Below are 24,598 nucleotides of genomic sequence, written 5' to 3'. Positions count from 1 at the left end.
CACAACTGTAAGCCTGTGTCCGGTGGTGCCCGCACAGCAGGCCGGAGGCCAGCCTTGAATGAGTATAGAAAGTTCTCACGTTCTTGAAGGTGGCGGCCTTGAGCACGAGTGCTGCCGGTGTGCGAGGAACGGCGATCTGAACGTCGTGGCCGTCGGTTTCACGATGTAGATGTCGGGATCCTGCAGCGCGAGCGTGGCACCAGGGGCGCGCATGATGGGGCGCGACATCCATCTCGCGGGGCCTGCCAGGTTGGTGACCATGACGTCGACGATATCTTCGCCTCGAGCGAATCTGTGGAAGGGGCCACGGGGCTCCACGGGACGCATGCCCAGGCGCTGGAGCGGTCCGGCCACAGCGCTGACGTCGGCGGCGATTGCTTCGAGGTTCAGGAGTATGTCGACGTCCGTCAGGCGATGTTCGTCAACCATTGCGCCCTCATCTGCCCCAGTGCGTCGATTCCGACTGATCGGACGCGCGTAGACGTCGATCGGAAGCAGTCTGCTGCGACGAGCGCGACGGGCGTCTCCTGCCAGGGGAACGCATCGTCGCGAATCCGGTAGACGAAAACGTCACCAGTCGAATCCTCGACGAGGCGCGCAGCGCTCGTAAGCGCACGAAGTGAGCCGCCGCTGCGAACATATCCATGGAGACCGCGGGCACCGGCGTGCAACTGCCGCCCCGGCTCGGTAGTGATCCGATCGATCGCGCTCTCCCCGGTAAGCGTGAGGTGCTCGGCCACGCGCTCCATCCACTTTGTGGAGTATCGGCGAACCGTGATCGCCTGGCCTATCTTCGCCGCGAGCTCGTCGGTGCTGGTACGCATGATTAGACCGGTGTCACGCGTGCCGAGCCGGCCGCCGTCCGAGAGCGCACCCATGATGCGACGGATGGTTGCCGCGGTCCATGGTCGTCCTGCTGAAACGCCGAGTGATGCTCGCGCGGCAACCGACGTCTCGTCGACGAGCCAGGTGCGCCCCACGCGTCTGCCTTCGAGTTGTTCGTCGTGGAGCAGGGAAAGTACTCGCTGCGCTCGCTCAACGACCAGCCGGAACAGTCCCAGAGAAAGGTGCGGAAACCGGCACCCATCAGGGCAAAGCAAAACCCCCGCCATGTTAGAAGCTAGGCGAGGGTTTCTAGGATGACTGTAACGGTCACCTTGTGGCTCCGACGGGCGTCGATCCCGTGACCTCACGATTTTCAGTCGTGCGCTCTACCAACTGAGCTACAGAGCCATGCGGCAAATCGTAGAACTGCCGCAACCTAGACGAAAGGCCCTCTTCGAAAAAAGGGCCCGTCGCTTAGAGCGACCCTGACGGGACTTGAACCCGCGACCTCCGCCGTGACAGGGCGGCACGCTAACCAACTGCGCTACAGGGCCATGCTTTTAAATTGTATCGGACGGAGTGACCCCAACGGGATTCGAACCCGTGCTACCGCCGTGAAAGGGCGGCGTCCTAGGCCGCTAAACGATGGGGCCGAAGGGTGTCCCGGGGGACTTCCTTGCCGACGCTCAAGCATAAAGGATGATCTGACCAAAACGCTAATCGAGGGCACGCAGCCTTTCCGCCCGGGCGTTTCGGCAGGATGATCGACGGCACCTGCCCTTCACGGCATCCCAATTTGCTGTTGCGGATGTTGAAGATGTTGCTACTGTGGCATGAGTGAAACCTGTGGAAGGGGCCACGTGAACGAGCAGTCCGCGATGGATGCTGCGCGCGAAGCGGGAGACTCGTGCGGCTGCGCACCGAGCCTCACCGAGCGGCGCACCTTCTGGCAGAAGAGCACTCTCACCCGGCGCAACGCCCTCGGCCTCGGCGTCCTCAGCGTCGCAGCGATCAGCGCCTTCGGCATCGGCTCCGGCGTCAACGCCGCCTACGCCGCCTCGTACCCCAGCTGGGACGATGTCCAGCAGGCGAAGAACAACGAGGCAGCGAAGGCCGCCGAGATCACGCGCATCCAGAACCTCATCAATGCGCTGACCCAGAAGGTCGCCGAGACCCAGGCAGCGGCAAAGACGGCCGGCGACGAGTATTACGCCGCACAGCAGGCGTTCTTCGACGCGATCACGAAGGCCGATGAGCTCCAGGCGCAGGCCGACACGCAGGCGAAGATCGCAGACGAGTCCGCCACCAAGGCAGGACAGGTAGCCGCACAGCTCTACCGCAACGGCGGCGACGACACCGCCCTCGAGCTCTTCTTCGCCGGATCCGCAGCCAACGCCGATCAGTTGCTCTCCAAACTCGGCACGATGGACAAGCTTCTCGACTACAACCAGTCCGTCTACGACGATGCTGTCGCGGCCCGCAACTCCGCGCAGTCGATCAGCGACCAGGCGCAGGTCGCACGCACAGAGCGCGACCGACTGCAGAAGGTGGCCGAAGAGAAGATGATCGCCGCTCAAGCGGCGGCCGAAGCGGCTCAGGCCGCGCTCGATGAGCAGACGGCCTACCTCTCGACGCTCGAAGCACAACTCGCAGCGCTCCAGGACACGACCGCGAAGACCGTCGCGGACTACCAGGAGGGCGTGCGCGTCGCCGAGGAAGAGCGCAAGGCTCGAGAAAAAAAGGCCGCTGAAGAGGCTGCCGCTGCCGCTGCAGCGGCCGCCGCAGCTGCGGCCGCCAACAACAACAACGGTGGCGGCACCGGAGGTTGGACGCGCCCGCACGACGGACGGCGCAGCTCGGGCTACGGCGCGCGCCTGGTCCAGTGCGGCAACAGCTACTGCTCCAGCGGATTCCACTACGGCGTCGACCTCGCCAACGGTTGCGGGGCGCCGATCTTCGCGGCCAACGCCGGAACCGTCGACTATGCCGGCTGGAACGGCGGATACGGCAACTACGTGCGTATCCAGCACGGCGGCGGCGTCGGCACCGGCTATGCCCACATCAACTCGCTCGCGGTGCGCAACGGTCAGTGGGTCGAGTCCGGTCAGGTCATCGCCTATGCGGGCAACACCGGGAACTCCTTCGGCTGCCACCTGCACTTCGAGGTCTACATCCGGGGCGGATACACCAACCCCATCGACTTCATGGCGGCACGCGGCGTTTCGGTCTGAGGTCGAGCACGAAGAAGCCCTCGGCCGCCGTGAAGGCCGGCCGAGGGCTTCTGACGTCGACTCGGCTCAGTGAGCGGTTTCGCCGGCACGAACGATCGCCTCATCGAGGATGCGCTGCGCCTCGGCTGCGTCTCCCCAGGCGTCGACCTTGACCCACTTGTCGGGCTCGAGGTCCTTGTAGTGCTCGAAGAAGTGCTCGATCTCCTTCTTCGTGTACTCGGCGAGGTCGCCGATGTCCTGGATGTGCGCCCAGCGCGGGTCCTTCGACAGCACGGCGACGAGCTTGTCGTCTCCGCCGGCCTCATCGCTCATCTTCAGCACTGCAACGGGACGGACCTCGACGACGACACCGGGGAACAGCGCCTGGTCGAGCAGCACGAGCACGTCCAGCGGATCGCCGTCTTCGCCCAGGGTGTTGTCGAAATAGCCGTAGTCGGCGGGGTAGCCGAAGGTCGTGTAGAGCACGCGGTCGAGGTGCACTCGCCCGGTCTCGTGGTCGACCTCGTACTTCACGCGGCTGCCGCGCGGGATCTCGATGACGGCGTCGTGTGCGCCCATGCGTGTGCTCCTCAGGAAAAGACGGGTGGATGCCGGAGACCAGCCTACCTGCGCAGTCGCTCGAGCAGTTTCTCCAGGGGACTCGAGAACGCGAGAAGAAGCAGCGCGTAGTAGCCGACGATGTGCACCCACGCGGCGATCGGCAATGCGATGCAGAACAGGATGATCGCCGCCACATCCGCGATCGCGCCGCGTCGAAGCCGCTCCGCAGTGAAATCGGCGAGATCGGGATGCCGCAGCAGGTACAGCTTTCCCGCGAGGGTCGCCGCCTGGGTGAGGATCAGCGTCCCGATGTACAGCAGCGCCTGCAGCGGGTCCGTGTCCATCTGGCCGAGCATCGCCGTCGGCACCGGCAGCCACACGATCGTCAGCATCCACGCGGCATTGATGAACAGCAGTGGTGAGGTGACATGAAGAACGCGTTCGTACTGCCGATGATGCTCCATCCAGAACAGCGCGATCAGCACGAAGCTGAGGAGGAAGCTGACGATCTGTCCGCGGTGCCCGGCGAGGAACGCCCCGGTGCTGGTGCCGTCGTTCGCCGCTTCGGCCACCGATTCCAGCAACGGCAGGATCAGCAGCGTCATCGCGATCGCCACGACGGCATCGACGAAAGCCTTCAGCCGCTCGGGAGCGAAGGTCTGGGCAGTCACAGGCTCAGACTAGAGCCGCGCAGGATGTCGCGGGTAGGAGATTCGCGGTGCCGTACCGTTGGCGTGTGCCTTCACTGTCGCCCGCCATCGCCGAAATCCGCCTCGCCGTGCGCACTGCCCTGGCCGAGTTGCCGGAGCGGTCGACCATCGTGGTCGCGCTCTCCGGCGGTGCGGACTCCCTGGCACTCGTCGCCGCGACGGCGTTCGAAGCGCGCGCACGCGGGATGCAGGTGGTCAGCGCGACGATCGATCACGGGCTGCAGGAAGGGTCAGCGGATGCCGCGGCCGCGGCCGCAGCGAAGGCCGGGGCCCTCGGCATCCGCTCTGCGATCGAACGCGTCGATGTGCGCCACGATGCAGACGGCCCCGAGTCCGCGGCGCGCGACGCGCGCTACGCGGCGCTGCGTCGTATCGCGGACGGAGAACGTGCTGCCGCCGTGCTTCTGGGCCACACCCTCGACGATCAGGCCGAGACCGTTCTGCTGGGGCTGGCGCGCGGCGCCGGCGCGGCGAGCCTGCAGGGGATGTCGCCGAACCGCGTCGACGACGAAGGGCTGATGTGGGTTCGTCCGATGCTCGGCGTGCGGCGTGAGACGACGCGCGCGTTCTGCGCAGCATCCGATCTCGTGCCGTGGGAAGACCCGCACAATCTCGACGACCGGTTCGCGCGGGTCCGCGTGCGCGAACGTGTGCTTCCCGTGCTCGAGAGCGAACTCGGTCCCGGTATCGCCAAGGCACTCGCTCGCACTGCTGAACAGCTCCGCGAGGATGCCGAGGCGTTCGACGAGATGATCCAAGAGACCATCGAAGACATCGTCGAGCACGCAGAAGCAGGCATCTCCGTCAGCGTCGCCGCGCTCGCCGCCAACCCCGCGGCGCTGCGCAATCGCATCATCCGCCTCGTCGCGCGCAGCGAGTCGAAACCTACTTCTTCCCGCCGAACAGCCCGCCCAGCAGATCTCCGATCCCACCACCGCCGGAGGACGAACCGCCACCGAGGATCCCGCCGAGCAGATCGCCGATCCCACCGCCGGAGCCGTCCTTTTCGCCGCCGCCGATCAGTCCTCCGATGAGGTCGCCGATGCCGCCTCCGGATTCCGCGCCGTCCGCGGTCGTCGACTTCTCCTTGTTCTTGTTCGCGATCAGACCCATGATGATCGGCGCGAGGATCGGGAGGAGCTTGCCGAAGTCGATGCCGGCGGTCTTGTCCGACGAGTTCAGCTTCGACGTCACTTCCTGCTTCTGGTCGCCCAGAACGTGCGTGACGATCTTGTCGCCGTCGGCCTGATCGACCTCGTCCACGGTGGAGACGCCGGCCCTGCCCTCGTGCTTGCGCAGTGCGTTCTGGATCGCCGCGGAGCCTTCCTCGCTGGCGGCGTTCTTCGCCAGCCCACCGAGCAGCACTGCGCCGCCCTGCTCGACCGCGGCCTTCGCGACGTCGGGCGAGACGTTGAGCTTCGCCGCGATGTCATCGATCGGCACCTGCTTGAGGATGTCGTCAAGAGCCATGAGATTCCTTCCTTCGGCGGCGTCCGCTCGCCTCACCGCTCACAGTAGTGCGCACGCACAGGATCGTGTCACTAAAATCGATGCATGCGCGCGGCTGAGATCCAGGACGACCTTTCCGAAATCCTCGTCACGGAGGAGGAGATCAAAGCGAAGCTCGCTGAGCTCGCCGCGCAGGTCGCGAAGGACTACGAGGGCAAGGATCTGCTGCTCGTCGGCGTGCTGAAAGGCGCGATCATGGTGATGGCCGATTTCGCGCGAGCGCTGCCGTTCCACGCCCCGATGGACTGGATGGCGGTCTCGAGTTACGGTTCCAGCACGAAGTCCAGCGGTGTGGTGCAGATCCGCAAGGACCTCGACACCGACCTGCACGGCAAGCACGTGCTGATCGTCGAGGACATCATCGACTCCGGCCTCACGCTGAGCTGGTTGCTGGAGAACTTCGAGTCCCGCGGCCCCGAGTCGATCGAGGTGCTGGCGCTCCTGCGCAAGCCGGACGCCGCCAAGGTCGAGATCGACTGCAAGTACGTCGGCTTCGACATCCCGACCGAGTTCGTCGTCGGCTACGGCCTCGACTTCGACGAGCGTTATCGCAACCTGCGCGATGTGGCTGTGCTCGCGCCGCACGTCTACAGCTGACTTGCGACGTTTCGACTCGCTGGCGCTCGCTCAACGACCCGCGGGCACCGCGGCGTACGCCGTGGGCGAATCCCAGCGGAACGTAAAGTACGGCGCGATACGCTGAACGGATCATGGACGTGAAGAAGATCACCCGGAATCCACTGGTTTATGTGGCGCTGATCGGTGTTTTGCTGTTCGGCGGGTTCCTGCTGATCTCGAACCTCGGCGCCCCCAAGACGATCACCACCCAGCAGGGCCTCGACCTGCTGGCCGGCGAGACGGTCACGGAGGTGACCAACACCGACGGTGACCAGCGTGTCGACATGACTCTGTCGAAGGCGTTCGAAGACTCCAAGACCGTGCAGTTCTACTATGTGGACGCACGTGCAGACGAGGTCGTCGAGGCCGTCACCTCGGCCGACCCGAAGGACGGCTTCAACGACGTCGTCCCCCGCGCCACGTGGTTCGACGGCTTCCTCTCCCTTCTTCTTCCGCTCGTGCTGCTCGGCCTGCTGTTCTGGTGGCTGCTCTCTTCGATGCAGGGTGGCGGCGGCAAGGTCATGCAGTTCGGGAAGTCGAAGGCCAAGCTCGCCAACAAGGAGACGCCGACGGTCACGTTCGCCGATGTCGCCGGTGCGGATGAAGCCATCGAGGAGCTCGAGGAGATCAAGGACTTCCTCCAGAACCCCGCGAAGTTCCAGGCGATCGGCGCCCGTATCCCGAAGGGCGTGCTTCTGTACGGCCCTCCAGGAACCGGCAAGACCCTCCTCGCCCGCGCGGTCGCCGGTGAGGCAGGCGCCCCGTTCTACTCGATCTCCGGGTCTGACTTCGTCGAGATGTTCGTCGGTGTCGGTGCCTCTCGTGTGCGCGACCTGTTCAATCAGGCCAAGGAGAACGCCCCTGCCATCATCTTCATCGATGAGATCGACGCCGTCGGCCGCCACCGCGGTGCCGGCATGGGCGGCGGCAACGATGAGCGCGAGCAGACGCTGAACCAGATGCTCGTCGAGATGGACGGCTTCGACCCGAACGCGAACGTCATCGTTATCGCGGCGACCAACCGCCCCGACATCCTCGATCCCGCGCTGCTGCGCCCCGGTCGCTTCGACCGTCAGATCGGCGTGGACGCCCCCGACCTCAAGGGCCGCCTGCACATCCTGCAGGTGCACGCCAAGGGCAAGCCGCTCGCCAAGAGTGTCGACCTCGAAGTCGTCGCCCGCAAGACTCCCGGCTTCACCGGTGCCGACCTCGCGAACGTCCTCAACGAGGCGGCTCTGCTCACGGCACGCTCGAACGCGCAGCTGGTCGACAACCGTGCCCTCGATGAGGCGATCGACCGCGTCATCGCGGGGCCTCAGCGGCGCACCCGCGTGATGAAGGACCGCGAGAAGCTCATCACGGCCTATCACGAGGGCGGCCACGCCCTCGCGGCGGCGGCGATGAACTACACCGATCCCGTGACCAAGATCACGATCCTGCCCCGAGGCAAGGCCCTCGGCTACACGATGGTGATGCCGCTGGATGACAAGTACTCCGTCACCCGCAACGAGCTGCAGGATCAGCTGACCTACGCCATGGGCGGCCGCGTGGCGGAAGAGCTCGTCTTCCACGACCCGACCACCGGCGCCTCGAACGACATCGAGAAGGCGACCAGCATCGCCCGCAAGATGGTCATCGAGTACGGCATGACGACCGACCTCGGTCCCGTCAAGCTCGGCACCGAGGGCGGCGAGCCGTTCGCAGGACGCGACATGGGGCGCGGTCGTGAGTACTCCGAGTCGATCGCCGAGCGCGTCGACACAGAGGTGCGTGCGCTCATCGAGCAGGCGCACGATGAGGCGTACAAGGTGATCAGCGACAACCGCGACATCCTCGATCGTCTCGCGCTCGCGCTGCTCGAGCAGGAGACGCTCGATCACAACCAGATCGCCGAGATCTTCACCGAGATCCGCAAGCTTCCCGAACGGCCCCTCTGGCTCTCGAGCAACGAGCGCCCGGTGTCGGATCGTCCGCCGATCGATGTGCCGACGCGCGTCATCCCGGTCGATGCCGCGGCTTCGGTGGACGGGTCGGCGGATGCCACGGCATCCCGTGGCGCGACCGGCAGCGCGCCCGCATCCGGGCAGGCCCGGCCGGCGACGGCCTGATCGTGGCCGTCGACGGGGCGCGTGTCGAGCGGCTGACCCGTGAGCTCCTCGAGGCGATCGGCGAAGACCCCGAGCGCCCTGGACTCCGGCAGACACCGGCGCGGATGGCCGAGCTGTACGCCGAGTTCTTCGCCGGTGTGGGTGAGGATGCCGCGGCACCTCTCGCCCGGACGATCAGCGTGACGCGGGGACCCGCGCCGGAGACCTTGCCGTCCGGTGCGGTGCTGCTGCGCGACATCCGTTTCCGCTCCGTCTGCGAGCATCATCTACTGCCGTTCGCCGGGCACGCGCACATCGCGTACCTGCCGGGCGAGCAGGTCGTCGGGCTCGGAGCGCTGGTGCGCGTGGTCGACATCCTCGCGGCCCGCCCCCAGGTGCAGGAGCGCCTCGGCGAGCAGATCGCCGACACCATCGCGGAGCATCTCGACACGCGAGGCGTGCTCGTCGTGCTCGACGCGACCCACGGCTGCGTCACGATGCGCGGTGGCCGCCAGAGCGAGTCATCCACTCTGACGATCGCCGCACGCGGCGAATACACCGAGCCCGTCGCACGGCAGGAGATCATCGCGCTGATCGGTGCGGGATCGACGTCCGATACGGGTGCCGGCCGGGAAGAGCGATGACCGGCATCTGGGGCATCGTCAACGTCACGCCGGACTCGTTCAGTGACGGCGGCCGCTACATCGATCCCGAGCATGCGATCGCTCAGGGTCTGGCGTTGCGCGACGCCGGTGCGAGCGTGCTCGACGTCGGTGGAGAATCCACCCGGCCCGGTGCCGAACGAGTTGACCCGGAGGTGGAGCAGCAGCGCGTGCTCCCGGTCATCAAGGAGCTTTCTGCCCGCGGCATCCCGGTGAGCGTCGACACGCTCAACGCATCGACCGCTGCCGCTGCCGTGCACGCCGGCGCACGCATCGTGAACGACGTGTCCGGTGGCCTCGCCGACCCCGACATGCTCAGCGCCGTCGCCGAATCCTCTGCCGACTTCGCGATCGGGCACTGGCGAGGACCGTCGGACGACATGTACGCGCGCGCGCAGTATCGCCGGGTCTCGCGAGAGGTGGCCGGCGAGTTGCGGGATCGCGTCGGTGAAGCGGCCGCCGCCGGCATCGCTCCCGCCCGACTGATCGTCGATCCCGGAATCGGCTTCGCCAAGTCCGGCGGGCAGAACTGGGAAGTCCTGCGCGGCCTCGACGACATCACCGCTCTCGGCCATCGCGTGCTGATCGGCACCTCGCGCAAGAGATTCCTGACAGAGTCACTCGACGGAGCCGGAGAAGTCGACGAGCATCGGCGAGATCTCGCCACGGCTGTGACGAGTGCGCTCGCGGTTCGCTACGGTGTGTGGGCGGTGCGCGTGCACGACGTCGCCGCGACGCGCGACGCCCTCGCGATCGCGCACGCCTGGGAGGGGTGAGCATGCAGACCACGGACGAGATCACGCTCACCGGGCTCACTGTGTTCGGCCGCCACGGGGTGTTCGAGCACGAACGCGAGAACGGCCAGGAGTTCGTGATCGACCTGCGCCTGCGTCTCGATCTGGCGGATGCCGCGGCATCCGACGACGTGGCCGATACGGTCGACTACGGCGAGCTCGCTGAGAAAGTGGCCGCCGTCGTCGCAGGCGAGCCGGTCGACCTCATCGAGACTCTCGCTCAGCGCATCGCCGATGTCGTTCTCGTGGACGCGCGAGTGAACGAGGTCGATGTCACAGTGCACAAGCCCCACGCGCCCATCCCGCTGACGTTCTCCGATGTGTCGGTCACGATCCGTCGTTCACGGAAGGATGCACCCCGATGATCCGCAAGCCGCCGCCCGCACAGCCGGACCCTCGTCCTGGCCGTGACACGGCGAACGCCGTCATCGCGCTCGGAGCGAATCTCGGAGACCGTCGTGAGACGATCCGACGCGCCGTGGAGCGGATCGAACGGCTCCCACTCGTGGATGACGTGCGGCTCTCCGAACTGTACGAGACGGTCGCGGTGCGCCTCGACGGTCCCGATCCTGACGCGCCGGGGTATGTCAACGCGGTCGCGATCGTCTCGACACGTCTCGCTCCGCAGGTGCTGCTGGGCATGCTGCATGCGATCGAGGAGGAGCACGGTCGTGAGCGCCGCGAGCGCTGGGGCGATCGAACTCTCGATCTCGATCTGATCACCTACGGCGACGTCGTCTCGGATGACCCGCGTCTGCTTCTGCCGCATCCGCGCGCTGCAGAGCGGCTGTTCGTGCTCGATCCATGGCTCAGCCTCGACCCAGACGGCGAGATCCCGGGGCGTGGCCGGATCGCCGATCTCGCAGTGGTTCTCCGCGCGGATGCCGCGGATGACAGCTCGAGCGACGGCTCGGGGCGCGGATGAAGCGCACTTCGGCCCCGATTCTCATCCTCCTCGCCTTGATCGGCGGGGGAGTGAGCTATCTGATCGATCATCTGCTGACGGTGTCCGGTCGGGCGACGTTCGCTCCGTCGGGGTTCCTGCCGGTGCTCCTGCTGCTGCTCGCCGTCGCCGTTCTCGCCGTCGCCTGGCCGGTCCGGCGGAGCGTTCGAGGCAAGTCTGCCGGTCGCATCGATCCGTTCCGTGCGCTGCGCGCCGCGACCCTCGCCCGGGCCTCGAGCCTGCTCGGTGCGATCATGACGGGGTTCGGAGGCGGCCTGCTGGTCTTCCTCCTGTCGCGTCCCGTTGATCCACAGGTAGGGTCGATTGTGGCGATGGCCGCTCTCATGGCGAGTTCACTCGTCCTCGTGGTCGCCGCTCTCGTGGCCGAACAGTTCTGCACCCTGCCGAAGGATCCTGATGACCGACAGCCAGACGACCCCTCCACCGGAGCCGACGCCGGGCACTGAGCCGACACCGCCCTCCCAGCTGCCGAACATCCCCCCGGCCCCGCCAGCGCCTCCGGTGCCTGCGTCGGAACCGCAGATGCCCGCGAACGCTGCGCCGCAAGTGACGCCTCCTGCTCCGCCCGCTCCGGCAGCACCTGCCGAGCCGATGGCCCCCGCCGTGGCGTCGGAGGCCCCGCCGGCCTCTCCCATCACCGCACCGCCTGTGCTCGATGAGGGCACCTACGACAAGCTCCGCGAACCACGTGGCGCAGGACGCATCGACCTCGACGGCAGATGGCATCAGATCTCGCCGCGCTACGTCGTCTCGCAGTTCCTGCAGAACGGCATCTTCTTGGCACTGGTGGTCATCGCCGCCCTGATCGTCGGACTGGTTCTCGATCAGCACTGGATCTGGATCCCTGCCGGCATCATCACGGTCATGATCCTCATCACCCTGGTGATCCTTCCGCGGCAGGCGAAGGCGATCGGCTTCATGCTGCGCGCTGATGACATCGTGTTCCGCAAGGGCATTCTGTGGCAGCGGATCATCGCCGTGCCATACGGCCGCATGCAACTCGTCGACATCACGCACGGACCGTTGGATCGCGCCTTCGGCGTCTCGCAGCTCAAGATGGTCACCGCCGCCGCCACGACGGGGGTGCAGATCCCCGGACTCACGCAGGCGGCCGCCGAAGCGCTGCGCGACACCCTCATCGACGTCGCCGAGACTCGACGGACCGGCCTGTGAGCACTCCTCAGCCCCCTGATCCGCACGCGGCGCAGCCACCCGTGCCGTCCGCGCCCGCGGGCAGCGAGTCGCTCGCCGACGGCGAATGGCACCGACTGCATCCGTTGACGCCGCTCTTCAAGGGCGGCCTCGTGCTCATCATCGTCGCCGGAATCATGCTGAACAACTTCCGCGACCGCATCATCTATTGGGGCATCGGACTGTTTGCCCCGGAAGAGGCTCATGTCGGCGACTACGCCGGTGGCGATCCGGTGGACTGGGTGTTCGAGAACAACCTCATCCTGGTCGTCCTCCTCGTCGTGCTGGGCGTGCTGATCGTGCTGATCGCGCTGTTCTGGCTGGTCTGGCGCTTCCAGGAATTCCGCATCTCCGACGAGCACGTCGAAGTGCGAAAGGGCATCATCTTCCGTTCGCAGCGCCGGGCACCGCTCGACCGCGTGCAGGGCGTCAATCTCACGAGGCCCTTCCCCGCACGGTTGATCGGTATGGCCAAGTTGGAGGTCGTCGGCGCCGGCACCGACGCGAACGTGCCGCTGGAGTACCTCTCGACGACCAAGGCGGAGACGGTGCGATCGGACATCCTCCGGCTCGCATCCGGTGCGCGCGCGGCGCGCGAGGCGAGGCAGCACGGTCGGTCGCCGCAGAACGCTACTCCGGCGGGCGCCGCGACGATCCGCTCCCAGTTCGTCGGCTCGCTGAACGGGGGAGTGAACGACCTCATCGGCGGCGTCGACCTCAACGATGTCGCACCGGAGAGCGTCGTCAAGATCCCGACCGGACGACTCGTCGGGTCGCAGCTGCTCGCAGGCGTGCTGTGGCTCGGGTTCTTCATCCTGATCTTCGGCATCGCGATGGCCTTCGCCATCCCTGCCATCCTCTCGGATGGCGATCCTGACGCGTGGATCGGCGTCGTCGGGATCCTTCTCGGCGTGGGGGTGCCGTTCGTCATCGCCGCGGTGGCCATCGTCTGGGCGCAGATATCCAGGTCGCTGCGCTACTCGATCGCGCCGACGTCCGACGGTGTGCGCATCACGTTCGGCCTGTTCACGACTGTCACCGAGACGATTCCGCCCGGGCGGATCTTCGCGGTCGAAGTGACGCAGTCCATCCTGTGGCGGCCGTTCGGCTGGTGGACCATCAAGATCAACCGGATGAGCGGCAAGAGCGTATCCCAGCAGCAGTCCAGCACGGCTCAGCAGTTCAACATCGTGCTGCCGGTGGGCACTCGCGGCGACGTCGAGCGCGTGCTCGCGCTGGTGCTTCCCGACATGCCCGAAGCGGATCGACCGCTCATCTGGGAGCAGGGCATCTTCGGACCCCAGGCTGGCGATCCCTATCAGGTGCTGCAGCGGCGCGGTTGGTGGCGCCGACCCTTCTCGTGGAAGCGCCACGGCTTCGCGGTCACGGATTTCGGCGTGATCATGCGGCGCGGCAACTTCTGGCGCAAGCTCGCGGTGTTCCCGCTCGCCCGCATGCAGGGCGTCTCGGCCGCGCAGGGACCGATCGATCGGGCCCAGCGCGTCGCGGCGCTCAAGGTGCACAGCGTCACGGGCCCCGTCCTCGGCGATGTCGTCGGCATCGAGAGCGCGGCGTTGACTGCGGCCATGGATGACATCTCGCGCCGCGCAGCGGCGGCAGCGGGTCGTGATCACAGTCATCGTTGGGCTCAGGATGCTGAGCACGAGCGGTCCGTATGAACCGTGACGGACGACTCGGCGTGGGGATCATCGGCGCCGGACACGTCGGACCGGTGATCGGTGCTGCGCTCGCGGGTGCGGGACACGCGATCACGGGCATCACGAGCGGCTCCGACGATGACCGTGTCGCCGGTGTGCTACCAGACGTGCCGGTGCTCGATGCCGCGGAGGTGCTGCGTCGCAGCGAGCTCGTGATCGTCGCAGTGCCGCACGACGAGCTTCCCGGACTCATCAGCGGACTGTCGGAACTGGGCGCCTGGCAGCCGGGTCAGCTCGTGCTGCACACGGATCCCGCCTACGGCATCGGTGTGCTGGAGCCCGCGCAGCGTGCGGGCGCCATCCCGCTGGCCGTGCACCCGGCGATCTCATTCACCGGAACCTCGATCGATCTGCGCCAGCTGCGGGCGAGCTTCGCCGCCGTCACCGCTCCCGCGCCGGTGCTGCCGATCGCGCAGGCGCTGGCTGTCGAGCTCGGATGCGAGCCGGTCGTCATCGGCGAGGACGACCGAGCCTCGTACGCGGAGGCGATCGCGACGGCATCCGAGTTCTCCCGGGCGATCATCGGACAGTCGACGTCGCTGCTCCGTGGCATCGGCGTGGACAATCCGGGCGGCTACCTCTCGGCGCTCGTGCAGTCGACCGTCGAGCGGGCTCTGCGCGACGCATCCGATCCGCCCATCATCTGACGAGCTCGGCCGACCCGGACGGGCACCCGCCTGGGGAAACAGGGACGACCTGGCGTGTCTTCAGTGTGTCACGGTGCGCCGCGCCGACGACACGCCAGATGGTCTGGGTTTTCCAGAGGCAGATTCGGCCTCACGCGTCAGCGGCCTCCAGAGAATCCGCCGCCTCCGCCGCCACCGGAGAATCCGCCGCCTGACGATCCGCCGAAGCTCGACGAGCTGCCTGTGCTCGGCGCGGTGTAGGTCGAAGAAGCACGCGTCGCGGCGGAGAACGCGGTCATCCGCATCGTCAGGCCGACCGCGGAGCCGTCGATCCAGCCGGGTGACCGCTGCTCACTCGCATAGCTGACCTCGAGCACTTCACCCCATTCGCGTTCCTGCCCGAACAGGATCGCGTACGGCAACAGCCTCTCGTACACGTGGATGACGTCGACCGTGCCATCGCTGCGACGCTCTGCGCCCGAATACGACTGCAGCATTCGCAGCCGGTCGGCCTCCGCGACGCGGATGAACTCGCGCACGCCCTCCAGATACTCGAGCTGGAGCGCGCCCTCCGGGGTGAGCACGGTGTGCTGCTTGAACGCCATCACGCTCGAGATGACCACGACGATGGCGCAGGCCAGCGTTGCAAGAAACACCGGGCCGGCGGATGACCTGCCGGTGAAGAGCCCCCAGCACAACAGGCCGATCATCACCGCGAGGACGACCAGCGAGACGATCTGGACGATCTGCGCCGTTCGGCTGCGGGCCTTCGTGGTCAGTCCTCGTTCTTCCGCGGCCTTCGGGCCGGCCTTGAGGAGCGCCACCATGCGCTTCGAGAACGCCGCGCTGTTCTTCGGCATCTTCATGACGATGCCCGTCTCGGTGCTGTTGAACAGCGCTTTGAGGGCCCGCTCGTCGAGTGGATCGGGGATCGGGCCGTCGAGTCGGCGCAGACGCGGGCGTCGCTTCTTCTTCTCGCCGTCCTCGGGCACGTCTTCGAGTCGTATGAGTCCGCGGACGGCGAGGTGCACGATCTGCGCGGTGAGCGAGTTCTTCGTCTTGGGCACGACGGCGCTCGCGAGGAGAGGTGGCATCGAATCCGGCACGTCGTACTGCGCCACCACGATGCCAGTGCCTCGGCGGCGGGAACGGATCATGGCGCTGGTGGCGAACCAGCCGCCGAGTGAGAGCAGTACGGCGCCGCCGCCGACTGCGTAGGGCAGCACGTCGGTGGCGGCATTGGGCCTGCGCGCCGATGGCTGGGTGACCGTGCCGGGCTCCAGTGCGATCGCCACAGACACACCCTCGCCCGCGGTCAAGTCGTTCGCGCTGACGGAGAACGTGCCGGCGTCCTCGCTGAGGTCACAGGTGTCCGTCGAGCCCTGCGGGCCCTGGTAGCAGGCGGAGTCGCCGGTGAGCTGCGCGGCCAGCGCGTCATCGAAGACGACGTCTGCGCGGAATCGGCGGATGTCCTGGGTGCTGTCCAGCGGCAGCAGATCCCAATAGAACTCATCGACGTTCGTGCCCTCGGCGGCGAGGATGACGTCGCGCATCTCGTATTCGATGACGTACGTCGTCGAGCCGTGCACGTAGTCGTCGTCACCCGTGAGGACGTAGATGATGCCGTCGTCCTTCTCGATCTCGTAGGGGACGTCGTCTCCGTTCTCGTCACGCACCGAGATGATCGAGGTGTCGAGTCCTGCTCCTTGATAACTGTCCGGATAGCCCGCGACGATGCCCCGGTTCTGGTCGTACTCGGGGAACTCGGCGACGCGGGTCTCCACCACATGCATGGTCGCGCGCCCGTCCGCATCCATGCCGACCTCGTACGTCGCGTCCCATGAGGAGAAGTCGAAATCATCGACGCCCGCCTGCGGTTCGATCGCGGATGCCACGGCACCGGATGCGGTGAGCATCAGCGCGACGGCGGTCACGAGCAGAGCGAGGTATCGGGGAAGTGATCTCCGGAACATGCTTCGAGCGTATCGAGGGGTGGGTTCGTCTCCGAGTTCAGGGGAGTTCGACGAGGTGGTGCGCGGTGATGTCAGCGGCCGCGCCGCGGGGGATGTCCCCGTCGCCGACGCGCACCGAGAACGACTGCACGAGCGGCCGGTGCAGCCCCATCAGATGCACATCGCAGATCAGTGCGCCGCGTTCACAGGGGATCCTCCAGCGCAGTGACGCCGCATCCTTCGCGGTGAGGATGCGCTGAAGGGCCGACCCTGCTTGCGGGAGCGGATCGCCGACCTCGTCGATCGCGGTGCGAAGCCTCGCGGCGCGCACAGGCTCCGGAATATCGCGGAGCACGTTGCGGGCGAGCAGTTCGACCGCATCCGACAGCGGACGCTGAGCGCGCACGAGGTCATCCAGGGCAGACGCGGCGGCGAGCGTTTCCGGCCACGGTCGGACGATCGCCGCGGGCGCGTCGATCGCAGCGAGTGCGTTCCGAAGCGCCTGAGCCGCGACCGGAGCGGCGTCGAATGCGTCGGAGTTGCCGAACACGACGGCGCCGATCCCGGTGGTGGGATGCCACCGCATGTGCGAGGAGAAGCCGGGAAGGCCGCCCGCATGCTGGACGATCCTGCCGAACCGCCTGTCGTGCTCGATGGCGACTCCGTAGCCGTAGCCTGCGCCGTCGACGAGGTCAGGGTCGAAGCGTCCACCGGTGATCGGGATCATGGATCTCGCCGACTGCAGCTCTCTTCGGGAAGCTGCGCAGAGGACATCCTCGGCGATCGGAGCGTCATCGAACGCCGTGCCGAGGAAGTGCATCCATCGCGCGATGTCGTCGAGCGTCGAGAAGAGGCTGCCGATGCAGGCGAGCGCACCCGAACCCACGTACGGCTCTTCGACGAACGTCGTCCCGTCGTCGAAGGTGCGAAAGCCCAGGGCGAGTTCGGTACCGCGCGGATACAGCGATGCCGCTGGTCTCGTGTTCGACAGGCCGAGCGGGTCGATGATGCGCTGCTGCATCACGACCTCGACGGGCAGGCCGGTGACGGCTTCGATGGCTCGGCCGATCATCGATATTCCGAGGTTCGAGTAGTGGTATTCGGTGTCGGGGAGCGCAGCGAGTCGCAGGCCGGAGTCGACCATCTCTGCGATCGACTCTCGCGGTTCGCCGAGCATCTCATCCCCCCACGCATTGTCCTCGGTGAGCCCCGCCCGGTTGGACAGCAGCGACGAGAGGGTCATCGATGCCGGCCGCCCGCGAAAGGTCGCGGCGGCGAGACCGGGAACGTACTGCGCGGCCGGGGCGTGCAGATCGAGCAGTCCGTCGTCGCGAAGCGCGAGAGCGGTGGCGGCGAGGAAGCTCTTCGTCATCGACGCGATACGGAACACCGTCCCCCGTGACGTGCTGGTCCCGTCTCCTCGCGGCATCCCCTGCGCATCGACGGCGACGAACTCGCCGTCGCGTGTGATGGCGGCGGCGGTGGCGGGGGCGAGATGTCTCGTCTCGGCGATCGCCCCCTGCAGTATCGCGGCTGCCGTGGCCTGGTCGAGCGCAGCCGTGATCGACGGAGTCGGCGTGACGCTCACGCCCGGATCCCCGCGGCCTCACGCACCTCCTGCGCGAAGCCACGCACCAACGCCTGGCACGCGGCAGTGTTCTGCTCGTCGACGCGAAGGGCCTCGGCGACGAGGTCTGCGACAGGGCGATCGCCAGGTGCGGGATCGGTCGGTTCGCTCCACCACAGCAGGTCATCGGCTGAGACCTCGGGATGGAACTGCACTCCGCGGACGTGAGCGCCGATGCGGAACGCCTGGATGGCGACCCCTTCACTCGATGCGAGCAGAACGGCGTCGGGCGGCAGCACCGTGATCTGGTCCTGGTGGTTCTCGATCAGCGGGGCTGCGCTGCCGAGCCCCGACATCACCGCGTCATCCCGCCCATCAGAGGTCGTCGTGATCACCGTGGAACCGCGCTCCTTCACCCCGTACGACTCACGCACTTCGCCGCCCGCGATCTGGGCGAGCAGCTGTCCACCGAGGCAGATGCCGAGCGTGGGCAGGTCCCGTTCGATCGCTTCGGACGCGAGTCGTCGCTCGTCCGGAAGCCAGGGTCCCTTCTCGATGTCATCGGGCATCATGCCGCCGCCGAGCATCACCAGGCCGTCGTAGGACTCCAGGTTCTCCGGAAGACCATGTGCGCCATGGCGTACATCCGCTCGGACGCCTGCGGCATTGAGCCAGCTCAGCAGACGCCGGGGTCCCGAACCGTCGGCGTTCACGACGATGAGCACCCGGGGACGATCCTGGCGTCCGGAAAGGAAGGCGAGGTGGTCGGCATCCGAGGCCTCCAGCACTCGTAGCGCATTGCGAAACGCCAGCGCCTGCAGTTCGTCTTCGCTCCATCCCCTGCGTCGCAGCTCGTCGAGCAGCCGCTGATACCCCGATACGTCCTCAAGGCCGGTGGGCATGGCATCCGTGCCGTCATAGTCCGCTCCGATACCGACCGCGTGCACTCCAGCGACGGCTCGCACGTGTTCGATGTGGTCGGCGACATGGGCGATCGTCACCTCGGGCGGTGTGCCGACCTCGCCGGCGACGTGCCAGTCGCGGCGTTGTTGGCTGAGGAACGTCGGGACGAACGCGACCATCACTATCCCGCCGCCTGCTCCGATCGCGGCGAGCACATCGTCAGGGACGTTGCGCGGGTGGTCGCAGAGCGCCGCGGCACCCGAGTGGCTCACCATCACCGGACGGATGCTGGTGGCGATCGCATCCCGCATCGTCGACGGCGCGACGTGCGCGAGGTCGACGAGCATCCCGATCCGATTCATCTCCCTCACGACGTCGCGACCGAACTCGCTGAGGCCGCCGTGGCGCGGAGCATCCGTGGCGGCGTCAGCCCAGTCGGTCGTGTGGTTCCAGGTGAGTGTCATGTAGCGGGCGCCGAGCCGCGCATACTGCCTCAGAACGCCGAGGGAGTTGTCGATCTGTGCGCCGCCTTCGACTCCGATCAGTGACGCTATGCGCCCCTGCCTGATGGCGGTACGCGCCTCGTGCGAGGTGCGGGTGAAGGCGAAGACCTCCGGATAGTCCTGCACCAGTCGGTGCACGAAGTCGATCTGCTCGAGGGTCGCGGTCACCTGCGCCGCGCCCTCGAGTGAGGAGTCGACCCATACCGACCAGAACTGACCGCCGACGCCCCCTGCTTGGAGTCGGGGGATGTCGGTGTGCGCCTCCGCGACGAGTTCATGCAGCTGCTGCGTGGACAGAGCGTGGCGCCGTCTGCGCGCCCAGGCCAGGTCGTTGTGTCCGTCGATCACCGGAATCATCTGTCAGGCCTTTCGTGCGTTCAGGAAGTCGGAGATGCGCTGTGTGATCGCCCGATCGACCTGCTGGGCGACCCCGTCGAGTGATCGCACCGGCGCTGCGCCGCGAGTGCTCGAGCACAGCCAGAGCGCGTCGGCACCCGAGAGATCGGAGACCGTGAGGCCGCGCACCGCAACGCGATCGCCGCCGTCTGTCAACGCATCGAACGCGTCGGACTGCGTTGTCCCTGGCAGGATGCCGAACTCCACCGGCGGCGTGACGTATTCACCGTCGATCCTGGCGATCACCGTGGAGTTCGGCCCCTCGAGGATGTATCCGTCGCTGGACACGAAGATCACGTCGTTCGCCCCGCGACGGTGTGCTTCGCGGAGCGCAGCCATGTTCACCGCATAGGAGAGGGTCTTCGCGCCCTGCAGCAACCACGGCGCCGTCGTGGCGACATCCGAGCGGTAGCCGCGATCGAGCAGCACGACGTCCAGCTCGGGCGGAGTCGCTGAGCGGTGATGCGTCGGTGCGAATCCGAGCGCCCATCCCGTCGGCTCTCCCGTCACCTCGTCGCCGCGGGACAGGATGTACTTGACCGCTCCGCGCGGTACATCCATCTCAGCGGCGACCGTCTCGACGGCCGTGCGCCACAGCGAGCGATCCGGCGAAGGAAGCTCGAGCAGGCTCGCGGATCGTTCGAAGCGATCCAGATGGGCCTCGACGGCCTGAGGGACGCCGTCGACCACGACGACCGTCTCGAAGACCCCGTCTCCCCGGGTGGCCGCGAGGTCGGTGCCGGTCAGGAGAGGACTCGCCGGGTCGATCCTCCTCAGTGCGGAGGCCGGATCAGCCGTACGGAGATCGACGCGGTACAGAACGAGCGGTTTCATGGTCCTCCTCGATGATCTCAGACGGTGACTTCGGCGGTACGAACGGCGTTGTGCTCAACCCAGTCGAGGTCGATCTCGTACCCGATGCCTGGCCCTTCGGGCACCTGGACGACGCCGTTCTCCGCGACCACCGGCGGCACGATCACATCCCGCTCGTAGTACTTGTCCGAACCGGACACGTCCGACGGCAGCGTGAAGTTCGACAGCGATGAGATCGCGACGTTCGCGGCTCGCCCGACGCCGAACTCGTGCATGCCGCCGCACCATACCGGGATACCGGCATCCCGGGCGAGATCGTGGGCGCTGCGGGCGGTGAGGAGTCCTCCCATTCGGGAGACCTTGATGTTCAGCACGCGACCGGCATCCAGCTCGATCATCGTTCGCAGATCCGCCAGTTCGACGACGGACTCGTCGAGACAGACGGGCGTGCTGATCCGTCGCTGCAGTCGGGCGTGGGCAGGGAGATCGCGCGGCGTGTACGGCTGCTCGATCATCGTGAGACCCTGCTCGTCCAGGTGTCGGAAGATGTCAACCGCCTCCTCCGTGTCCGGATATGCACCGTTCGCGTCGACGTGCAGATCCAGCTCGGGGTAGTGGCTCCGCACGGCCTTGACGGGCTCGACGTCCCACCCCGGCGCGATCTTCAGCTTGACCCGTGGGTATCCTGCGCGCACCTGTGTCTCGACCTGTGCCAGCAACTCGTCGAGACCGGGCTCGATGCCGAGCGAGACGCCCGCCACCACTTCCGTTCTGGTGCCGCCGAGGGCGGCTGCCAGCGAGATTCCACGCGCGCGGGCGTGGAGGTCCCACGCGGCGGCCGAGAAGCCCGCTTTCGTGAACTCGTGCCCGCGGATCCTCGACCACGTGCTCTCCAACTCGGCGGGCTCGTCCCACCTGGCGCCCAGCACCAGGGGTGCGAGGTAGCGGTTGGCGATCAGCCATGCCGTGTCCGTCGTCTCCGATGTGTAGTACGGGTCGGATGGGGAGGCGATCTCGCCCCACCCGGATCTTCCGTCGACATCGGTGACCTGAACCAGTATGTGCTGCAGGCCGCTCTTGCGGTGCGAGCTCGTCTCGAAGCTGTGCACCAGCGGCAGTGACACTTCGAAGAGTGCGACGCGCGCGATTCTCACCGCCGGGTCTCCTTGCCATGATCGGGATGGTGCAGACCCAGATCCGCCGCCAGCTCATCACGCGCGGCGAGCCGGCGACGTGCGCCCTTCGCGCTCGCAGTGGTGAGGGTGCTCAGCAGATGACAGACCGCGGCGACCGCCGTGGGCGAATCCGCGTAGGAGGCGGAATGAGTGTGCACCTTGATCACTGCCGATGCCACATCTGTCAGCGGCGCATCGTCGCTGTCGGTGATGACGATCAGCTCGCCACCGGCTCGACGGAACCTCTCGCCGAAGCGGATCGACTCCTCGCGGTAGCGCCGCATGGTGAAGAGCACGAGCAGGTCGGTGGCGCGCACGTCGGTCAGCACGGTGAGCGGAGAGAGCGACCTGTCATCGACCAGGAACACATTGGACAGGGTCGCCGACAGATCTGCGGCGAGCAGGTCGGCGTATGCCACAGTCTTGCCCCGCCCCGCGATGTATCGCCGGCGAGCACCCAGGATCAGCGTCGCCGCGTGCGAGACGGCGCCGGTCCGGGTGAGCTCATCGAACGTGCGTGCCAACGAACGGGTCTCGGTCTCCATCACCTTCGCCTGCAGCACCTCGGCGGACAGGCTCGTGCGGAACCGCTCGCCGAAGCGCGCACCGGGCGAAACGAGCGCGCGGTCTTCGTCGTCATCATCCCGTGTCATCGCATATCCTCCCCGGCAAGGTAGACCGCTGTGTCGTCGTCGATTCTGGTGCAGTTGACAAGGACGAGCCCGGCGTCGAAGACGCGCTGCATGCTGTCCCGGATGCGTGCGCGCAGCGCGCCGGTCGACGCATCGGCGTCGTTCACGGATGAGGGCAGCGGGATCCGCGCGATCCGTCGACCGTCCTCGACGGCCTCGAACAGACGCCCGCGATCGTCGGGGCCGAATGCGGGGGACGGCAGCCCTCGGATGTCGGCGAAAGGATCGCGTTCGCGGTCGAGGGCCCAATCGACCACGATGCGGTCGGTGCCGGGCCGGTCGTAGTAGTCGACGGCGTATCCGGTGCCCTCGGCCTGCAGAGCCGCGAAGTTGAAATGCGCGTTGCGGGCCAGGAGCGGGTCGAAGGTCCAGCGCATCCGATGCTGGTTCCAGCCGAGTGCCACCTTGCGCTGGCATGTCTTGAGCAGACGACCGACCCCGCGCCCCTGATAGTCCGGATCCACGACTGCGGCCTGCGAGTAGTGGAACTCGTGTCCGCTGCGGTCGCGGCCGGCGAAGCCGTATGCGAAACCGACCAGTCTGTCGCCGTCGTGCACTCCGACGGCGGAGCCGCCGTTCTTGGCGAGGGCGCTGAGCAGGTTGGGGTTCAACGAGTACTCAGTGGGTTCGTATCGGAAGACACGGGTGTACAGCGCCGCCGCTTCCCGGAATGCAGCGTCGCCGATGAGCGACTCACCGTGCAGCGGGATGGCGGACAAGTTCGGCATGATACGTATCCTATGTGCGAGATGATCTGACGCCAATGGTTGATTTTGTGTGATTAATTGACGCCGGTGCGGACTGATATGTCTCGTATGATGACTCCGGAGGAGATATGAACGATACCGAGCAGGTACGCGCGCTCGTAGACCGCCTCGCGCAGCTGACGCTCATCGAGTCGCCGTCGCTCGATGTCGCCGCCAGCGAGCTGGTCGTCGACCTGCTCGCGCAGTGGTGGCGAGACGTCGGCGCACATGTGCGGATCATCACGACCTCTGCAGGTGCGAACCTCATCGCCGACGTCGCGGGGGAAGGTGATCCTGTGCTGCTCGTCGGGCATTCCGACACGGTCTGGCCTGTCGGGACGCTGGATGGCGATGTCCCGTGGAGCGATGACGGTGAGGTCGTGACGGGCCCGGGCGTCTACGACATGAAGAGCGGGCTCCTGGTCATGCTTGCCGCGGCTGAGCGTCTGCGAGCGCGGCCTCACCGTGCGTTTCGCGTGATCGTCGTCTGCGATGAGGAGATCGGCTCCCCGACGACCGCCGACCTGCTCAGCGGGTGCGCCGAAGGCGTGCGCGCAGCGATCGGATTCGAGTCGCCCCACCCCGACGGCGCGCTGAAGATCGGCCGACGGGGGAGCAGTCGTGTGCGCCTCGCCGTCACCGGCCGTGCGTCCCACGCCGCACTGGACCCGGAAGGCGGCGTATCGGCGATCGATGAGCTCGTCGATCAGCTGCAGGTGCTGCGCACCATCGTCAGCGACCCCGGCCTGACGTCCGAGGTGCTGTGCAATGTCGGCACGGTTCGCGGCGGCGGAAGAGCGAACGTCGTTCCCGCCGAGGCGACCGCGGAGATCGGCCTCCGCTTCATCGACCCTGACACCGAGGATCGGGTGCTGTCCGCGCTCGGCGCACTGCGCCCCATCCGGGAGGGGGCGCAGATCCAGGTCGAGGTGCTCAGCCACCGGCCCGCGTGGCGGGCATCCGGCGCCGACGCGGAACTCCTCGAAGCGATCGCGGCTGCCGCGAGCGGGATCGGGCAGCACGTCGCTGGGCGGCCCGCTGCCGGAGCAGGCGACACGAACCTGCTCGGATCGCTCGGCGTGCCGACCGTCGACGGTTTCGGCCCTCGAGGTGGCGGTGCGCACGCGGTGGATGAGCACATCCTGACTTCCTCGCTTCTCGAACGAGTCGCGCTGCTCGAGGCATTCTTGCTGTCGAGCTAGGTTCATGATACGAAACGTATCCTGGCATCGGTCGCAACGCGTGAGCTACGGCAGGGTTCGTGCGGGATGCGTATGCGTTGGCGCCGGAGTTGCGCGAAATGCGCGAGTTCGCAGGCAAAGTCTGCGTTCCAGCCGAGGTCTTCTGCGCGTCGGATGCGAATACGTTATGTTTCT

24 protein-coding genes, 3 tRNA genes and 1 pseudogene are annotated in these 24,598 nt (G+C 66.9%); 13 read left to right on the top strand and 15 right to left on the bottom strand.

The window, feature by feature from the left end; genetic code table 11:
• Window positions 1-75: 75 nt before the first annotated feature.
• From J1M43_RS14505 to J1M43_RS14485, 5 genes are all read right to left on the bottom strand, one after another.
• Window positions 76-429: a hypothetical protein gene (locus J1M43_RS14505; RefSeq protein WP_206477116.1), complete on the bottom strand. Its 354-nt coding sequence runs from the start codon at window positions 427-429 to the stop codon at window positions 76-78.
• Window positions 408-980, bottom strand: a complete 573-nt coding sequence (locus tag J1M43_RS14500; RefSeq protein WP_033105248.1) for a hypothetical protein — start codon at window positions 978-980, stop codon at window positions 408-410. The genes J1M43_RS14505 and J1M43_RS14500 overlap by 22 nt, the downstream gene beginning before the upstream one ends.
• Before the next feature lie 180 nt (window positions 981-1,160).
• Window positions 1,161-1,233: transfer RNA gene (locus tag J1M43_RS14495), tRNA-Phe, on the bottom strand.
• Between the two features lie 72 nt (window positions 1,234-1,305).
• Window positions 1,306-1,379: transfer RNA gene (locus tag J1M43_RS14490), tRNA-Asp, on the bottom strand.
• Window positions 1,380-1,405: 26 nt separating this feature from the next.
• Window positions 1,406-1,478 (bottom strand) — tRNA-Glu (locus J1M43_RS14485).
• Window positions 1,479-1,685: 207 nt separating this feature from the next.
• Between J1M43_RS14485 and J1M43_RS14480 the strand changes: the two genes are divergently transcribed.
• Window positions 1,686-3,056: a peptidoglycan DD-metalloendopeptidase family protein gene (locus J1M43_RS14480; protein WP_307823491.1), complete on the top strand. Its 1,371-nt coding sequence runs from the start codon at window positions 1,686-1,688 to the stop codon at window positions 3,054-3,056.
• A 66-nt stretch (window positions 3,057-3,122) separates the two neighbouring features.
• On the opposite strand, the gene J1M43_RS14475 is transcribed toward J1M43_RS14480, so the two are convergent.
• Window positions 3,123-3,614 carry an inorganic diphosphatase gene (locus tag J1M43_RS14475; RefSeq protein ID WP_033105247.1) on the bottom strand — a complete coding sequence of 164 codons (492 nt, stop codon included), beginning with the start codon at window positions 3,612-3,614 and terminating at the stop codon, window positions 3,123-3,125.
• 44 nt (window positions 3,615-3,658) lie between these two features.
• Window positions 3,659-4,267 carry a TMEM175 family protein gene (locus J1M43_RS14470; RefSeq protein WP_033105246.1) on the bottom strand — a complete coding sequence of 203 codons (609 nt, stop codon included), beginning with the start codon at window positions 4,265-4,267 and terminating at the stop codon, window positions 3,659-3,661.
• 65 nt (window positions 4,268-4,332) lie between these two features.
• On the opposite strand from J1M43_RS14470, the gene tilS reads away from it, so the two are divergent.
• Window positions 4,333-5,340, top strand: a complete 1,008-nt coding sequence (gene tilS, locus J1M43_RS14465; RefSeq protein WP_234000379.1) for a tRNA lysidine(34) synthetase TilS — start codon at window positions 4,333-4,335, stop codon at window positions 5,338-5,340.
• A gap of 73 nt (window positions 5,341-5,413) precedes the next feature.
• Here tilS and J1M43_RS16855 read toward each other — a convergent pair.
• Window positions 5,414-5,776: pseudogene (locus J1M43_RS16855) on the bottom strand (DUF937 domain-containing protein); the annotation flags it as partial.
• A gap of 84 nt (window positions 5,777-5,860) precedes the next feature.
• Here J1M43_RS16855 and hpt point away from each other — a divergent pair.
• The 10 genes from hpt to J1M43_RS14410 all read left to right on the top strand — a co-directional run bounded on the left by hpt (window position 5,861) and on the right by J1M43_RS14410 (window position 14,496).
• Window positions 5,861-6,412, top strand: coding sequence for a hypoxanthine phosphoribosyltransferase (hpt, locus tag J1M43_RS14455; RefSeq protein WP_033105244.1), 552 nt, complete (start codon window positions 5,861-5,863; stop codon window positions 6,410-6,412).
• 113 nt (window positions 6,413-6,525) lie between these two features.
• Window positions 6,526-8,541, top strand: coding sequence for an ATP-dependent zinc metalloprotease FtsH (ftsH, locus tag J1M43_RS14450; protein WP_206477115.1), 2,016 nt, complete (start codon window positions 6,526-6,528; stop codon window positions 8,539-8,541).
• Window positions 8,542-8,543: 2 nt separating this feature from the next.
• The gene (gene folE / locus J1M43_RS14445; protein ID WP_206477114.1) at window positions 8,544-9,164 is read left to right on the top strand and encodes a GTP cyclohydrolase I; all 621 of its coding nucleotides are present in this window, start codon (window positions 8,544-8,546) and stop codon (window positions 9,162-9,164) included.
• Window positions 9,161-9,958, top strand: coding sequence for a dihydropteroate synthase (folP, locus tag J1M43_RS14440; protein WP_206477113.1), 798 nt, complete (start codon window positions 9,161-9,163; stop codon window positions 9,956-9,958). Before folE ends, folP begins: the two co-directional genes overlap by 4 nt.
• Before the next feature lie 2 nt (window positions 9,959-9,960).
• Entirely contained in the window at window positions 9,961-10,341 is a 381-nt protein-coding gene (gene folB, locus J1M43_RS14435) for a dihydroneopterin aldolase (protein ID WP_206477112.1), read from the top strand.
• Window positions 10,338-10,901 (top strand): 2-amino-4-hydroxy-6-hydroxymethyldihydropteridine diphosphokinase, encoded by a 564-nt coding sequence (gene folK / locus J1M43_RS14430; protein ID WP_206477111.1) that lies wholly within the window; start codon window positions 10,338-10,340, stop codon window positions 10,899-10,901. The genes folB and folK overlap by 4 nt, the downstream gene beginning before the upstream one ends.
• Window positions 10,898-11,386, top strand: coding sequence for a DUF3180 family protein (locus J1M43_RS14425; protein WP_206477110.1), 489 nt, complete (start codon window positions 10,898-10,900; stop codon window positions 11,384-11,386). Before folK ends, J1M43_RS14425 begins: the two co-directional genes overlap by 4 nt.
• Before the next feature lie 145 nt (window positions 11,387-11,531).
• A complete protein-coding gene (locus J1M43_RS14420) occupies window positions 11,532-12,113 on the top strand; it encodes a PH domain-containing protein (RefSeq protein ID WP_206477410.1) in 582 nt (193 codons plus the stop codon).
• On the top strand, window positions 12,110-13,810 hold the full coding sequence (locus J1M43_RS14415) for a PH domain-containing protein (protein WP_206477109.1): 1,701 nt from the start codon (window positions 12,110-12,112) through the stop codon (window positions 13,808-13,810). Before J1M43_RS14420 ends, J1M43_RS14415 begins: the two co-directional genes overlap by 4 nt.
• Entirely contained in the window at window positions 13,807-14,496 is a 690-nt protein-coding gene (locus J1M43_RS14410) for a DUF2520 domain-containing protein (RefSeq protein WP_206477108.1), read from the top strand. The genes J1M43_RS14415 and J1M43_RS14410 overlap by 4 nt, the downstream gene beginning before the upstream one ends.
• A 137-nt stretch (window positions 14,497-14,633) precedes the next feature.
• Here J1M43_RS14410 and J1M43_RS14405 read toward each other — a convergent pair whose 3' ends face one another.
• From J1M43_RS14405 to J1M43_RS14375, 7 genes are read right to left on the bottom strand one after another with little or no spacing between them, the layout of a single operon-like run.
• Complete coding sequence (locus tag J1M43_RS14405) at window positions 14,634-16,448, bottom strand: DUF2207 domain-containing protein (RefSeq protein WP_206477107.1); 1,815 nt, start codon at window positions 16,446-16,448, stop codon at window positions 14,634-14,636.
• A 37-nt stretch (window positions 16,449-16,485) separates the two neighbouring features.
• The gene (locus tag J1M43_RS14400) at window positions 16,486-18,015 is read right to left on the bottom strand and encodes a serine hydrolase (protein WP_206477106.1); all 1,530 of its coding nucleotides are present in this window, start codon (window positions 18,013-18,015) and stop codon (window positions 16,486-16,488) included.
• Window positions 18,012-19,757 (bottom strand): membrane dipeptidase, encoded by a 1,746-nt coding sequence (locus J1M43_RS16850; protein ID WP_241245246.1) that lies wholly within the window; start codon window positions 19,755-19,757, stop codon window positions 18,012-18,014. Before J1M43_RS16850 ends, J1M43_RS14400 begins: the two co-directional genes overlap by 4 nt.
• A 3-nt stretch (window positions 19,758-19,760) precedes the next feature.
• Window positions 19,761-20,630, bottom strand: a complete 870-nt coding sequence (locus J1M43_RS14390) for an aminodeoxychorismate lyase (protein WP_206477105.1) — start codon at window positions 20,628-20,630, stop codon at window positions 19,761-19,763.
• 17 nt (window positions 20,631-20,647) lie between these two features.
• Window positions 20,648-21,763 carry an o-succinylbenzoate synthase gene (gene menC / locus J1M43_RS14385; protein ID WP_307823487.1) on the bottom strand — a complete coding sequence of 372 codons (1,116 nt, stop codon included), beginning with the start codon at window positions 21,761-21,763 and terminating at the stop codon, window positions 20,648-20,650.
• Window positions 21,760-22,437, bottom strand: a complete 678-nt coding sequence (locus J1M43_RS14380) for a MurR/RpiR family transcriptional regulator (protein ID WP_206477104.1) — start codon at window positions 22,435-22,437, stop codon at window positions 21,760-21,762. Before J1M43_RS14380 ends, menC begins: the two co-directional genes overlap by 4 nt.
• Complete coding sequence (locus J1M43_RS14375; protein ID WP_206477103.1) at window positions 22,434-23,204, bottom strand: GNAT family N-acetyltransferase; 771 nt, start codon at window positions 23,202-23,204, stop codon at window positions 22,434-22,436. The genes J1M43_RS14380 and J1M43_RS14375 overlap by 4 nt, the downstream gene beginning before the upstream one ends.
• 107 nt (window positions 23,205-23,311) lie before the next feature.
• Between J1M43_RS14375 and J1M43_RS14370 the strand changes: the two genes are divergently transcribed.
• Complete coding sequence (locus J1M43_RS14370) at window positions 23,312-24,424, top strand: M20/M25/M40 family metallo-hydrolase (protein ID WP_206477102.1); 1,113 nt, start codon at window positions 23,312-23,314, stop codon at window positions 24,422-24,424.
• Window positions 24,425-24,598: the final 174 nt, after the last annotated feature.

Origin of the sequence: Microbacterium sp. KRD172 (assembly GCF_017168295.1) — a bacterium.
Taxonomy (GTDB): domain Bacteria; phylum Actinomycetota; class Actinomycetes; order Actinomycetales; family Microbacteriaceae; genus Microbacterium; species Microbacterium profundi.
The sequence above is the reverse complement of the archived record's forward strand: the minus strand, read 5'-3'. Positions and strand labels throughout refer to the sequence as shown.

Excerpts from the sequence above, each read along its gene's own strand:
- J1M43_RS14420 (WP_206477410.1), top strand. The coding sequence starts at position 11,532 with ATGGCCCCCGCCGTGGCGTCGGAGGCCCCGCCGGCCTCTCCCATCACC.
- J1M43_RS14505 (WP_206477116.1), bottom strand. The coding sequence starts at position 429 with ATGGTTGACGAACATCGCCTGACGGACGTCGACATACTCCTGAACCTC.
- J1M43_RS14375 (WP_206477103.1), bottom strand. The coding sequence starts at position 23,204 with ATGCCGAACTTGTCCGCCATCCCGCTGCACGGTGAGTCGCTCATCGGC.
- J1M43_RS16850 (WP_241245246.1), bottom strand. The coding sequence starts at position 19,757 with ATGATTCCGGTGATCGACGGACACAACGACCTGGCCTGGGCGCGCAGA.
- folK (WP_206477111.1), top strand. The coding sequence starts at position 10,338 with ATGATCCGCAAGCCGCCGCCCGCACAGCCGGACCCTCGTCCTGGCCGT.
- J1M43_RS14380 (WP_206477104.1), bottom strand. The coding sequence starts at position 22,437 with ATGACACGGGATGATGACGACGAAGACCGCGCGCTCGTTTCGCCCGGT.
- ftsH (WP_206477115.1), top strand. The coding sequence starts at position 6,526 with ATGGACGTGAAGAAGATCACCCGGAATCCACTGGTTTATGTGGCGCTG.
- hpt (WP_033105244.1), top strand. The coding sequence starts at position 5,861 with ATGCGCGCGGCTGAGATCCAGGACGACCTTTCCGAAATCCTCGTCACG.
- J1M43_RS14405 (WP_206477107.1), bottom strand. The coding sequence starts at position 16,448 with ATGTTCCGGAGATCACTTCCCCGATACCTCGCTCTGCTCGTGACCGCC.
- folB (WP_206477112.1), top strand. The coding sequence starts at position 9,961 with ATGCAGACCACGGACGAGATCACGCTCACCGGGCTCACTGTGTTCGGC.
- J1M43_RS14410 (WP_206477108.1), top strand. The coding sequence starts at position 13,807 with ATGAACCGTGACGGACGACTCGGCGTGGGGATCATCGGCGCCGGACAC.
- J1M43_RS14425 (WP_206477110.1), top strand. The coding sequence starts at position 10,898 with ATGAAGCGCACTTCGGCCCCGATTCTCATCCTCCTCGCCTTGATCGGC.
- J1M43_RS14390 (WP_206477105.1), bottom strand. The coding sequence starts at position 20,630 with ATGAAACCGCTCGTTCTGTACCGCGTCGATCTCCGTACGGCTGATCCG.
- J1M43_RS14475 (WP_033105247.1), bottom strand. The coding sequence starts at position 3,614 with ATGGGCGCACACGACGCCGTCATCGAGATCCCGCGCGGCAGCCGCGTG.
- J1M43_RS14370 (WP_206477102.1), top strand. The coding sequence starts at position 23,312 with ATGAACGATACCGAGCAGGTACGCGCGCTCGTAGACCGCCTCGCGCAG.
- folP (WP_206477113.1), top strand. The coding sequence starts at position 9,161 with ATGACCGGCATCTGGGGCATCGTCAACGTCACGCCGGACTCGTTCAGT.